The organism is Anaerorhabdus sp. (assembly GCF_036641015.1).
In the GTDB taxonomy this organism is placed as follows: Bacteria; Bacillota_I; Bacilli_A; order Erysipelotrichales; family Erysipelotrichaceae; genus Anaerorhabdus.
Genome location: NZ_JAVWFO010000011.1, coordinates 1 through 14,075 on the forward strand (window position 1 = coordinate 1; position 14,075 = coordinate 14,075).

The following is a 14,075-nucleotide window of genomic DNA, read 5'->3' on the forward strand; positions in this document are numbered from 1 at the left end:
TGTTTAGCATTTCTCTATCAAAGTGATAAATTACACAACGTCCATCATCTTCAATATCAACCTTAACATCATTACATTCTGCAATGATTTGGTTAATCATCTTACCACCAGTACCAATTACATCACGAATCTTATCTGTAGGAATTGTCATTGATACAAGTTTTGGAGCATATTTAGATACATCTTCTCTTGGAGTATTGATTGCTTCCAACATGTTTTCCATGATTTGTAAACGTCCAACACGAGCTTGTTCAAGAGCTTCTTGTAAAATTTGTTTATTGATACCATCAATTTTAATATCCATTTGTAAAGCAGTAATACCTTCAGTAGTACCAGCTACTTTAAAGTCCATGTCGCCATAATGATCTTCCATACCTTGGATATCAGTTAGAATTGAATAATGATCACCAAATGTAATTAAACCCATTGCAACACCTGCAACTGGAGCCTTAATAGGAACACCTGCAGCCATTAATGACATTGAACCAGCACAAATACTTGCTTGTGAACTTGAACCATTAGATTCTAGAACTTCTGCAACCGTACGAATAGCATATGGGAATTCTTCAACACTTGGTAATACTTGCGCTAAAGCTTTTTCACCTAATGCACCATGCCCAATTTCACGACGTCCAGGGTTACCCATACGTCCTGTTTCACCTACTGAATAAGGAGGGAAATTATAGTGATGCATGAAACGTTTTTCTTCAACTTCTGTTAAATCATCAATGATTTGATTATCACCTAAAGCACCTAATGTAGTTACAGATAATACTTGTGTTTCACCACGAGTAAATAATGCTGAGCCATGAACTCTTGGTAATAGATCAATTTGACTATTTAATGGACGAATCTCATCAAGTTTACGACCATCTGGACGAACTTTTTCAACTGAGATCAAACGACGTACTTCATTCGCTACGATTTCAGTACAATATTCTTTCGCTTGTTTAACTGTTTTTTCTTTTTCTTTATCAGTTGCATATTCTTTTGCTTCAAAAGCTGCAGCCATTTCATCAGTTATTTCATCAATCTTGCCATAACGCTCAAGCTTTAATTTAATTGAAACTGCTTCTTCTAAACGTTGTTTACCATTTGCATCAATGTATTCTTTAATTTCAGGAGCAATTTCATATAATGAAATTTCCATTTTTTCTTTAGCTACTTTCGCAAGAATTTCTTCTTGGAATGCACATAACATTTTAATATGATCATGACCGAATAATAATGCCCCTAGCATTGCTTCTTCAGAAACAATTTTAGCACTAGCTTCAACCATGTTAATTGCATCTTTTGTACCTGCAACAGTTAAATGAATATCGGATTGCTCAAGTTGTTCAACTGTTGGATTAATAATATATTCGCCATCAATACGACCAACGATTACACCTGCAATAGGACCATTGAATGGAACATCAGATACACATAATGCACAAGAAGCACCAAACATTGCAGCCATATCTGCTGAACAATCTTGATCTACAGATAATACTGTATTAACAACTTGTACTTCGTTTCTGAATCCTTCAGGGAATAATGGACGGATTGGACGGTCAATCATACGAGATGTTAAAGTCGCATGTTCACTTGGTCTTCCTTCTCTACGTAAGAATCCCCCTGGAATCTTACCTACTGAATATAATTTTTCTTCAAATGTTACTGTTAATGGGAAAAAATCAGTATCTTTTGGTGTGTGATTAGCTGTTGCAGCCGATAACACTACTGTATCCTCATAACGAACAATGACAGACCCTCCAGCCTGTTTGGCGATTTCGCCTGTTTCTACGGTTAAATTTCTACCGCAGAAATCCATACTAAAGATTTCTTTAGACATTTACTTACCTCTTCTTCTTTTCTCTTCTTCTCTATATTAACCTATTTATTTTAGCACATTTACCTCAAAAGGAATAGGTATTTTAAAGATTAAGAAAAAATGCAAATCATCAAATAACCTAAGAAAAACAGTCTATTTTATCAATAGACTGTCATAAAGTAACATTTTTATTATCTTTTTATTTTGATTTGATAACTCTAAGTCCAATATCAAAATCACCTTAACATAATGTAATTATACTGACGTTTTCCACAAACCATGCAGATTGCAATATGCATAAACCGCAATTACTTTCTCATCATTTAAGAATTCTACATAATTGTGTTCTCCTGGTGCTAAATGTTGAATACGATATCCAACTTCAGTTTCTAATAAAATCCATTCAATGTAATGTTTTTCTTCCATTGGATGATCAACGCTTCCTACACGTACTTCAATCTTATTATTATCCTTACGGTTAATTACAGGTAAATGTTTTTCAACAGAAGCTTCAATTGTATTAGGTTTTAATTCCTTCATTTCTTCACCACAACATACTACAGGCACACCTGAATCTGAAAGTTTTACAATAACATTATGGCAGTGTTCACAAATATAGAATTTTAGTTCTTTTTTCATAAAATTCCCTCCTCGATTGTATTATCTCGATTTACTCATCATTTTTCAAGTGATTTGCACTAACTATCATCAATTTTTCATTTCTTGTTAGTTGTTTTATTGCATATTCTCTTTTAAGAGCTTCACTTTTATCTTCAAACTTTTCAAAGTAAACTAACTTAACCGGTAAATGTGCCCTAGTGTATTTTGCACCACTACCCTCTTCATGCATTTTAATACGATGTTTAAGATCATTAGTCCACCCTGTGTAAAGTGATCCATCACCACATTCTAGTATATAAACATAATTCACTATTCAACACTCTTAAGGGATTCAACCATTTGAATTTTTCTTAATTTAAATGTCATAAAGAAATTTACAACTAACGCAAAGAACATCGTGATAAGCACCGATAAGAATAAACTAAATACACTAACATCTCTACCGAACATTAAATAATCCATTTCAACCATAAGAATAATAAACTTATGTAACACTATACCTAAAACTAAACCTGCAAGTGAACCAATAAATGTAAGAATTAAATTTTCTTTATAAATATACATGTTCACTTCTTTACGATTAAATCCAAGTACTTTAAGTGTAGCAATTTCTCTTTGTCGTTCGCTTATATTTACATTTGTCAAATTACTCAATACGACAAACGCTAATAAACCTGCACAAACAATCAATACCACTACAACTATATTTAATCCATTAATCATACTATTAAAATTATCCACAAGTGCACCATAGAACTCTACAGCTTCTACACCATCAATTGATGTAATTTTTTGTAAAAAATCATTTGAATCTTGTTGTTGTACCACTTGTATTACATTAGTAATTGGTTTGATTCCAAACGTATCTTCATATGCTTTAGCACTCATGAAAATATTATGATTCACATACATTTCACAAATATCACTAATCACAAAATCTTTAACAATTTCATTTTTGCTTTCTATTTGTATTGTATCACCAATATTTAAATTCAATAATTCCGAAAGTTTTTCACTGATAATCACACTATCATCTGTTAGTACTACTGCTTTATTATCCCTTCGATGTTTAACGTCATTCATTAATTTCATTTCATCATCGTTTTGATATACATAAATTATTGCGACTTCATCTTTATTATTTGCTTTGACTTCAGATTGATAACTTGTTATTTGTATTGTGTCTTCTACCTCTATCATATCAGCAATTTGTGTTTCAATTAGATTAATTTGCGATGGTACTAACTCATCATCCAAAACTACCGCACCATCATATTTATAAATATCATCAAATTGTTTAGTAACAATTGTTGATATAGAATCCTTAATACCAAATCCTGCAACTAATAATGCGGTACAACCTGCAATTCCTATAACTGTCATAAAGAAACGTTTTTTATAACGAATAATATTTCTAGCTGTAACTTTTGATGTAAATGAGAATCTACTCCAAATAAACGGAATACGCTCTAGAATAATCTTTTTACCCATTGGTGGAGACTTAGGTCTTAATAATTGACTAGGCACCTCATTCATTGACTGACGACATGCAAACCAAGTAGTTAAAACCATTACAGAGATAAACAAACCATTAGAAAGTATCACTAAATCCCATGGAATAAACAATTGGATTTTAGGTAATACATACATCATACCCCATGCTGTATAAACAACTCCTGGGAATAACAATAACCCTGCTATTGTACCAACAACACCACCAAGGATTGTTGCCAAAACAGCGTATATTAAATATTTAGAAGCACACGCAAGTTTTCCATATCCTAATGCTCTTAGCACTCCTATTTGACCACGTTGTTCATCAACCATACGTGTCATTGTAGTCAAGCAAACAAGAGCTGCAACAAGAAAGAAAAACACAGGGAATACAGCAGCAATTGATCTCATTTGTCCGATAGTATCTTTAAATGTTTTTGACGAATAATTAGAATCTCGATTTAACACTGTCCATTCAGCATTCCCAATACTATCAATGTCATCTTTAGCTTTAACTAAATCTGCCCATCCATCATCTAATTCTTTTTGTCCTTTTTCTTTTTCTTCAGCAAATTCTTTTTCAGCATCTGCAAGTTCAACCTTACCGTCAGCTAAATCTTTTTTTCCATCTTTGATTTTTTGTTGAGCATCCTTGACTGTCTCTTCAAGTTCAAGTCTTCCTGCCCATACTTGGTTAAATCCTTCTTGTATTTTCGCATGAGCACCATTTAATTGTGCTTCCCCACTAGCGATACCAGCATCAATTTGATTAATACCATCGCGTGCCTGTATCAAATTTGGTAATGCTGCACTAGCTTTTGCAACTTGTACTTTCAATCCATTCGTTGGATTATTTAATGTATTATCTATTAAATTTTTCTCTTGATTCAAAGTATTAATTTTATCAATATCTGATTCTGTTTGTAACAAAACTTCAATTTCTGCAATTCTTGATTCATTACTCGCAATTAATTGATTAAGAGTATTTATACTAACTTCGATTTGCGAAATCTTTGTATTTAAAGAATTTACATCAGTGATTCCAAATGTAGCTAGTTGCGCTAATATACCACTTCTTTGAGTAAGTAATGCAGGCTTAGTTTCATCATCAAATTTAGCTTTTTGTGTTTTCCATTCAACTAAACCTTTCTCTAATTCTAATTGAGCGTTATCTAAATCAGTTAACGCTTGAGCACTTTCTGTTTCAAGTTTCGCTTCATTATCAGCGATTTCCTTTTCACCATCAATTATATCTTGCTTAGCGTCATTTATTTTCTTTTCAGCTTTTGCAATTTCTTCATCAAATTCTTTTTTACCATCTTCATACTCTTTTAATCCATCATTGTATTTATCTATTGCTTCATTATAAATACGATCTCTTCTTATTTTAGCTTGAGTATTTGCTAGTGTTTCGATTTCTTCTTCTACTGGAGTTACAAATTCTATGTATTCATCACTAAAACTATTCAATTCTTTTGCACCATCTACAGTAACTAAAACTGATGCATAGAAATCAGTATTGAATGTAGATTCAGGCACATACATATAAGTAGATATTGAACGATTATTCAATGTACTATTAGATTTTTTTCCATTCAAATAAGCAGGAGTATCAATTAACCCTACAATTGTTAATTCTTTAACATCCAATGAATCATCTAAATCACCTTCAGGTCTTGATATTTGGACAGTTGTCCCTAAAGGAAGTGCCCTAAATAAATTACCACCTGCTTCTGCTAAAGCTTCATTTTCATTTTCTGGTAAGCGACCTTCTTTTAAGACAAAATCATTAATTTCTCGATTTTCATTATATGATTCAATACGAATTACTAAATCCATATCTTCATATTTACCAATTACATCAACAAATTTATTACCAACTACCTTATCAACACCTTCAATTTTAGAAATTGCCTTTATATCATCATCTTCAAAACCAAAAGTAGAATATATCTGTAAATCCATAAACGAATTCTCATCATCGTACTTATCAACACTTCTTGCCATGATTGGAGCAGATGCCGATATACCCACAAAGAAAGCAACCCCTAAAGCTACAATTGCAAATAAAGTAATAAACTTTGCAAGTGTCTGTTTGATTGTACGCAATGTATCTTTAATTAAATTCTTTGACATATTACCATTCAATCGTTTCTACATTAACAGGATTTTCATTCACTTCAATTGAAGAAATTTTTCCGTTTTTTACTTTAATAACTTTATCCCCCATTGGACATAATGCTAGGTTATGAGTAATTATTACAACAGTCATTCCATGTTCACGACATGTATCTTGTAATAATTTTAAAACTTGCTTACCTGTATTGTAATCAAGTGCTCCTGTAGGCTCATCGCATAATAAAAGTTTAGGATTTTTTGCTAAAGCTCGTGCAATGGCTACACGTTGTTGTTCACCACCAGATAATTGCGATGGAAAATTATCTTTACGATCTTTTAACCCTACTTGTTCAACTGTTAAATTTACATCTAGCGGATCTTTACAAATTTGCGTTGCTAATTCTACATTTTCTATTGCTGTTAAGTTTTGCACTAAATTATAGAATTGGAAAACAAACCCTATATCATAGCGACGATAATCAGTAAGTTGTTTTTCACTCATCATGTCTACACGACTGCCATCTACAATAATTTCACCACTAGTACAAGTATCCATGCCACCAAGAATGTTTAATATTGTACTTTTCCCTGCTCCTGAGGCTCCTGCAACAATTACAAATTCTCCTTTATTAATAGAAAAATCAACACCTGCAAGTGCTTCGATATCTACTTCTCCCACATGATATATTTTTTTTACATCTTTAAATTCAATATAACTCATATTTTCCTCATTTCCATAATACTATTTGTAAATACTTAAGAATAACTTTATCTAAATTCTTAGCTTTCTCAGGATCATTTAACGCAATTCTAAAACATTCTTGCATACCCTTCACTACTGAAGTAGATATTAATGTACATAAGAAATCTAAATCAATTTCATCAAGTTCTGTTTCTTTATATCTTAATCCAGTTAAAAGCACTTGTTTAATCCAAATTGAAAATTGCTTAAGTTCATCTGTGCTAGATATTAAAAGCATTGCGCTTTTGTGAGAATTAAAAATATCAGCTAAACCCATTGCGCAAATTTCTAGATTTACATACACCTCATCCATATTTAAAGTTGATGATGCTTTTAATAGAGAAATTTGAGAATTACTTACACGCTTTAACAATTCGTCTAAATCATGAAGCGCTGGTTTAATAATTGCGTTTATTAGTGCCTCTTTATCTTCATAATAACGGTATAAATTTCCAACTGTCATATTTGCTCCCTCAGCTATACGACGCATTTGGATACTTTGAATACCATTAGTCATAATTTCAGCATCAGCAGCCCTTAAAATACTGTTTCTAACTTCTTCTTTTAGTACTTGTGCCATTAGTAAACCTCCGTTCACTAATAAATAGTAAACCTATGTTCATTATTTGTCAATTGGTTTTATACATAAAAAAGCAGATGATTTAATAATTCATCTGCTTATGATTTATGCTTTTCTAAACATTCAGGACATGTACCATAAAATAAAGTCATATGATAATCAACTGTAAAGTCTGAATTCAAATTATCTAATGTTTTATCATACGGAATCTCAGTATCAAAAACACGATGACATTGATTACATTTAAAATGATAATGATCATGTTTTCGGTAATCAAAGCAATCTGCTCCATCACTAACTTCTATATGCCCTATTTCACCTAATTCTACTAATCTTTTGAGATTTCTAAAAACTGTAGCCCGACTAATTGAAGGCATATGTACTCTAACTAATTCATATATTTGATCACCTGTTAAATGATCTTTATTTTCCATAATAACTTTCTTTATTATGTCTTTTTGATTGGTATTCCTAACTTCTTTCATAGTGTGTCACCTCGATTTCGACTATTACTATATTAGTATCATATCGAGAAGTACTATTTCTTTCAAGTAATGTGAACTCTTAACAAGTAGCTTGAATTAATTCTTGGTTAGATAGCTTTGATAATTCAATAACTCTCGCCAAATCCAAGTTACAAGCACTAGTAAATCTTGTTCCATAATCTATATCCGCTAAATAACAATGCACTGCATGACGATACTTAATATTTTCAGTAACTGACATGATATTGTTTTTAGTATTTTCGATTAATACTTGTTTTTGTTCTTCATCCATTAAACGGTATAAATCTCCACCTTGATGAAAACAATCATCTGTTAAATCACTCTTTGGATCATAATGGTATACATCTCCTTGAGTACTTAACCCTGGTTCGCGCACAGATGGTTGCTCGCTCCAAACGCCCATACTATTTGGGTGATATGCTGCAGTAGAACCATAATTACCATCTACTCTCATACTACCATCACGATGTGAACTATGAACTTCAACATGTGCTTTATTTACAGGAATTTGATCATGATTAACACCTAAACGATAACGTTGGGTATCACCATAAGCGAATAAACGACCTTGTAAAAGTTTATCTGGCGATAAGCCAATACCTGGAACAAGATGAGAAGGACTAAACGCTGCTTGTTCAACATCCGCAAAGTAATTTTCAGGATTACGATTCAATTCTAGTACACCAACCTCAATTAACGGATATTCTTTTTGACTCCATACTTTTGTAATATCAAACGGATTTTCCTTATGATTATTCGCTTGTTCTTCACTCATGATTTGGAAATATAAAGTCCATTTTGGATAATCTCCTTTTTCAATACTTTCATATAAATCACGTTGATGACTTTCGCGATCATTTGCTACAATTTTCGCAGCTTCCTCATCAGTCAAGTTTTTAATTCCTTGTTGAGTTTTAAAATGAAATTTAACCCATACACGATTATTGTTTTCATCCAATAGACTATAGGTATGACTTCCAAATCCATGCATATGGCGATAACTATACGGGATTCCTCGATCTGACATTGTGATTGTAATTTGATGGAATGCTTCTGGTAACAGTGTCCAAAAATCCCAATTATTTTGCGCAGATCGCATGTTTGTTCGAGGATCACGCTTAACAGCTCTATTTAAATCTGGAAAATTTAAGGCATCTCTTAGGAAGAAAACCGGAGTATTATTACCCACTAAATCCCAATTACCTTCTTCTGTGTAGAATTTAATCGCAAATCCACGAATATCACGTTCTGCATCAGCAGCTCCTCTTTCACCCGCAACAGTTGAGAAACGGACAAATAGCGGTGTTTCTTTATTTTGTTCAAATATTTTAGCCTTTGTATACTTTGAAACATCTTGAGTCGTTTTAAATACTCCGAAAGCTCCACTGCCTTTTGCATGCATTCTTCTTTCGGGTATTACCTCACGATCAAAGTGCGCCAATTTCTCAATTAACCAATTGTCTTGCAGTAATACTGGCCCTCTTTCACCTGCTGTTAATGAGTGGTTGTTATCACTTACTGGTGCACCTACTTCATTTGTTAATTTTTTATGATCTGACATATTTTCTCCTTTAGATATCTTATTGATATCTTGTATTATTAGTTTATCGATATTCAATATCATTTACAAGTGATATGCTCTTTCACGTTCATAATATGTCTTCCTTAGAGAAACTTATCAAAACTTACAAAAAAAAAAGAAGCCAATGGCTTCTTAAATTGATTATTTTCTTAATCCTAAACGTTGTACTAATTCACGGTAACGGTTAACATCATTTTCACGTAAGTAACCTAAGAAATTTTTTCTACGTCCAACCATTTTCATAAGTCCACGAGTTGAATGATAGTCTTTCTTATGTTCTTTTAAGTGTTCAGTTAATCTGTTGATTTGTGCAGTTAATACAGCAACTTGTACTTCAACTGATCCTGTGTCTCCTTCGAAACGAGCAAAATCTTTCATAATTTGAGTCTTTTCAGTTTTACTTAACATTTTATAGTCCTCCTAATATCACTGACCTAATGAACCGAGAATATCGACGAGGAGTCAAGTATCCCAGTACAAAAGCTTTATTAATATAACATGAAACCTTATTATACGCAAGTATTAACGGATACTTTCACACTAATTTAAGTAAGTTTTATTAATTTTTTATCTTTCATTTCATAAACAATATCGCATACCTCATCAATAAATTTACGATCATGTGAAATACTTATGATACATCCTTTATAATCACTGAATATTTTTCTTAATACTGGTGTGGATAAAGCACTCATATTCCGAGTAGGCTCATCTAGAATTAGCACATCGAATTGATGAATCACCAAATATACTAGTAAAATCTTGCAACGTTGTCCATAACTAAGATTTTCCATAGAATGTTCCATTTCTTCAGCAGTGAATTTTAGCGATCCTAAATAAGTTTGCACTTTTGATTTCATTGTATATTCAAGGTCATTTAACAGAAAATTAACTGGTGTTTCTTTCATTGGTAATAATTCCCCATAATTTTGTGGACAATACCCTACTTTGATATCACTTCGACTTTTTAATTCTTCCATCAATTTCTTAATCAACGTTGTTTTTCCTGCACCATTTTGACCAATGATAACAATATGTTCATCACCTTTGATATAAAGATTAATATCCTTACACAATATTCTATCATTCATTACCAATTCATCTAAATGATAATCTAAAATGATTTTATTCTTATGAATTCTAACATCATCAAAGAATAACTCAATAGCTTCCTCAGGTTCTACTTTTTTTACCAATTCTCTATTATCTAATCGTTTACCCAAAGACTTAACACTCTTCATTTTCTTTTTAAGTAATTGTCCTCCATGTGGATTTTGCCTTGATATTGAGTTTAACTCATGATCAACACGTTGATATAATTTACGATAGCGTTCTAATTGTTTATTATATTCAGCTTTTTCTTTTGAAGCGATTCGATTTGTACGTTCAATATTATAATTTCTTTTTTCGCAATAATCCTTATATCCGATATGTTCTACTGCCCAGAAACTCTCTGTCTTGCGTTTTAATTGCTCAATATGAATAATTCCATTTGCACAGTTTTCTAATAACGTTTCATCATGAGAAATAAATAAGATTGGTCTGCGTTGATTCTTAATAAACTCTTCTAGCCAAATTAATGTTTTTAAATCCAAATCATTTGTTGGTTCATCCAGTAATAAGAAATCAGGATTTTGATACAATAGTTTTGCAAGTTGTAGTTTGACTTTTTCACCACCACTACATGTTTTAATTAATTTTGTATCTATTAAATAATTAATATCCAAATCAACCTCTGTTAAGCATTGCGTCAATTTTGTCATTTGATTGTATTGTTCAATACTTATTTCATCATCTGGATTTTCTTTAATTAAGTACTCAAAAAAATCGCTATCATTCCATATTGAATCCATGGATTGTGTTAAATATCCACATCGTGCATTATTTTTGTTTATATGACCTTCGACATTTACATAATCTTTTACTAAGTTAATATCCACGATAGCCTGAAGCAAGGTACTTTTACCATTTCCTTCTTCTCCAATTATCGCAATTTTATCATTATTATTTAACACAAAACTAAAATTCTTTAGTAATACTCTATTCTTATGAGTAGTGATTGTTAAATTCTTTAGTTCAAGCATGAAATCACCTCCTAAATGAAGGTTTACAAAAATAAGCACAATTTAATTTTTCTTATTTTTGTATATAATACATGCTATCACCTCGCTTAGTTGATTATAGCGTTAATAAGTAATAAATACAATAAAACTGTGAATAAATGTTCACAGTTCAATATATATATTTATTTAAGTTATTATTTGTTAAAAAAAATTCAATAAGATATCCTGTGCATACAACAGAAACTACAGTTCCAAATCCTAACTGGCCACCTAAAAACCACCCTATTAATACGAACAGTGCATCTATGAAAATTCGAATATATGAGTATTTAATGTGGATTAGTACAGATATTCTTATTATCACAATATCCAATGCATTCATTCCTATTTCACATTGAATTAGTTTTGAAAATCCATATGCAATACAAACTTCTCCAATTATCAAATAAATAAACTTGAATAAGAGTGTTATATTAGTCGGAATTATTACAGCGATAAAATCAATACAAACACTAATTAATACACAATACAACAATGTACCCACTTTTAATTCTTTACGACTAAATATGAATACAAAAAATAAAACAAATATGTTATACACAAGCGATGCTTGTCCTACCGTTATATTTAATACTATATGAATTCCTTCTTGCAAAACCGTTAGAGGATCGGATCCCAGTCCTGATAACAAAAACATGTTTACACCAATTCCAATTGATATAATTGCAATAAAATAGTTTAAATATTTATTTTTCAAGAGATTTTCCATTTGTATTAATCACTTCTTTATACCAGTAAAAACTATCTTTTTTAATTCTTTGTTTTGTACCTTTTCCTAAATCATCTTGGTCAACATATATCACACCATATCTTTTTTTCATTTCTGCTGAAGAACAACTTATAATATCAATTGGTGACCATAAACAATATCCAATTAAGTTAACACCATCATTAATAGCTTCTTTCATTTGAAAAAAATGCTGTCCTAGATAATCAATCCTATATTGATCATGAACTTTATTGTTAATTAAAACATCTTTCGCACCGAGTCCGTTTTCTGTAATCATTAGCGGACATTGATATCTATCATAATATACATTTAGACAATTCCTTAATCCTAGAGGATCAATTTCCCATCCCCATTCACTTTCCTTCAAATACGGATTTTTAGATTTATCTGTTGCACCCCATCCATTCTTTGTAAAATCATTTATTTTTGTATAATAGTAACTAAATGATAGATAATCCATCTTATATTTTTTCAACAGTTCCAAATCTTCATTACTTATCTCGAAATGAATGTTTTGGTCTTCAAAATACCGATATGCATACCCAGGGTAAATTCCTCTTAATGCCACATCTGAAAAAAAGTATTGCATTTGATTTTTTCTTGTATTAAATAAAACATCTTCTGGCTTACATGTTGCAGAGTAAGCAATTTTATCACTTAGCATTATCCCAATCATTAGTTTATTACTATACTTCAATGATACTTTTTTAGCAATTGCTTGTGCTACCAATTGATGATGAATACCTTGGAAGGTAGTTTGTAATTCGTTATCCATATAGTCCACAGGAATACCTAAAGAATTAAATGTTACCAAATTAATTTGATTGAATACAATCCAATATTTTACTTGCTCATGATATCTTTCAAAAAGTGTATCACAGTATTTTTCAAAATAATCAATTAATTTCCTAGATTTCCAGCCTCCATACTTAACAACTAGATTAAGTGGTAATTCATAGTGTGAAATTGTAATTATTGGTTCAATATCATTAAGAATCAATTCTCTTATCAAATCATCATAAAACAATAATCCAGCTTCATTTGGCTTATCATCATCACCGTTTGGATAAATCCTTGACCAATTTATAGATGTTCTGAAACATTTTAATCCCAATTCTTTGAATAACTTAATATCTTCTTTATATGTATGGTAGAAATCTATTCCATTTTGTTTTGGATAATAATAATTCTCATTTATTTTAAGAGATTCAACTGTGTTATCTATAGTAGAATCCTCTTTACGATCATCACGATTTTCTTTATCTATGAATGCATGTAAATCAGCTATACATAGTCCTTTGCCATCTTCATTAAAAGCTCCCTCTGCTTGATTCGCAGCAATTGCGCCACCCCACATGAAATTTTCTGGAAATCCGTGATCTTTATTCATGCTCAACCTTCTTTAATCTAGTATCTAATTTTTCAAACATCTTATGTAATTGTTTAGCAATATTGAGTTCTGAATAAATTGTCATTAATGTATCCTGCGCATGAGAAAAAAGTACTGAATAGCCATAGGTAATTCCTCTAGCTTCATCTTGGACAATATTTGTTTGAGCTTTATGAGCTAATCTCATTTCTTCTTGAGCGATATCTAATTCATTTTGAGCGTCAGTAAATTTATATTCTCCAATAAAACTCAAAGCTTTAGTTACATTATCACGCGCATTCCCTGCATGCAAAATCATTTGCATTGCTACTAATTCAATTTCTTTATTTTCTTCCATACTTACCTCTTTTCATAGAGTAAAGAAAGGAGTTCTCCT

The 14,075-nt window shown here is 31.4% G+C and carries 13 protein-coding genes; all 13 read right to left on the reverse strand.

The genetic code is table 11. The annotated features are described in order from the left end of the window. The coding region (gene pnp / locus RR430_RS02875) for a polyribonucleotide nucleotidyltransferase (RefSeq protein WP_332508610.1) at nt 1–1,834 on the reverse strand (1,834 nt) is incomplete at its 3' end. A 234-nt stretch (nt 1,835–2,068) separates the two neighbouring features. Continuing rightward, nucleotides 2,069–2,452, reverse strand: coding sequence for a desulfoferrodoxin family protein (locus RR430_RS02880; RefSeq protein ID WP_332488430.1), 384 nt, complete (start codon nt 2,450–2,452; stop codon nt 2,069–2,071). Between the two features lie 31 nt (nt 2,453–2,483). Further along, nucleotides 2,484–2,744: a GIY-YIG nuclease family protein gene (locus RR430_RS02885; RefSeq protein WP_442878274.1), complete on the reverse strand. Its 261-nt coding sequence runs from the start codon at nt 2,742–2,744 to the stop codon at nt 2,484–2,486. Next, on the reverse strand, nt 2,744–6,064 hold the full coding sequence (locus tag RR430_RS02890; protein ID WP_332488431.1) for an FtsX-like permease family protein: 3,321 nt from the start codon (nt 6,062–6,064) through the stop codon (nt 2,744–2,746). Before RR430_RS02890 ends, RR430_RS02885 begins: the two co-directional genes overlap by 1 nt. Before the next feature lies 1 nt (nt 6,065). Further along, nucleotides 6,066–6,767 (reverse strand): ABC transporter ATP-binding protein, encoded by a 702-nt coding sequence (locus tag RR430_RS02895; protein ID WP_332488432.1) that lies wholly within the window; start codon nt 6,765–6,767, stop codon nt 6,066–6,068. A 7-nt stretch (nt 6,768–6,774) separates the two neighbouring features. Beyond that, the gene (locus tag RR430_RS02900) at nt 6,775–7,368 is read right to left on the reverse strand and encodes a TetR/AcrR family transcriptional regulator (protein WP_332488433.1); all 594 of its coding nucleotides are present in this window, start codon (nt 7,366–7,368) and stop codon (nt 6,775–6,777) included. Between the two features lie 98 nt (nt 7,369–7,466). Further along, complete coding sequence (locus RR430_RS02905) at nt 7,467–7,853, reverse strand: Fur family transcriptional regulator (protein WP_332488434.1); 387 nt, start codon at nt 7,851–7,853, stop codon at nt 7,467–7,469. A gap of 79 nt (nt 7,854–7,932) precedes the next feature. Beyond that, nucleotides 7,933–9,435: a catalase gene (locus RR430_RS02910; protein WP_332488436.1), complete on the reverse strand. Its 1,503-nt coding sequence runs from the start codon at nt 9,433–9,435 to the stop codon at nt 7,933–7,935. A gap of 162 nt (nt 9,436–9,597) precedes the next feature. Next, the gene (gene rpsO / locus RR430_RS02915) at nt 9,598–9,864 is read right to left on the reverse strand and encodes a 30S ribosomal protein S15 (RefSeq protein ID WP_332488437.1); all 267 of its coding nucleotides are present in this window, start codon (nt 9,862–9,864) and stop codon (nt 9,598–9,600) included. Nucleotides 9,865–10,001: 137 nt separating this feature from the next. Continuing rightward, a complete protein-coding gene (locus RR430_RS02920; RefSeq protein ID WP_332508611.1) occupies nt 10,002–11,540 on the reverse strand; it encodes an ATP-binding cassette domain-containing protein in 1,539 nt (512 codons plus the stop codon). Nucleotides 11,541–11,688: 148 nt separating this feature from the next. After that, nucleotides 11,689–12,288, reverse strand: a complete 600-nt coding sequence (locus RR430_RS02925; RefSeq protein WP_332488441.1) for a YczE/YyaS/YitT family protein — start codon at nt 12,286–12,288, stop codon at nt 11,689–11,691. Next, entirely contained in the window at nt 12,266–13,699 is a 1,434-nt protein-coding gene (locus RR430_RS02930) for a glycoside hydrolase family 1 protein (protein WP_332488442.1), read from the reverse strand. Before RR430_RS02930 ends, RR430_RS02925 begins: the two co-directional genes overlap by 23 nt. Next, a complete protein-coding gene (locus RR430_RS02935; protein ID WP_332488443.1) occupies nt 13,692–14,036 on the reverse strand; it encodes a PTS lactose/cellobiose transporter subunit IIA in 345 nt (114 codons plus the stop codon). Before RR430_RS02935 ends, RR430_RS02930 begins: the two co-directional genes overlap by 8 nt. Nucleotides 14,037–14,075: the final 39 nt, after the last annotated feature.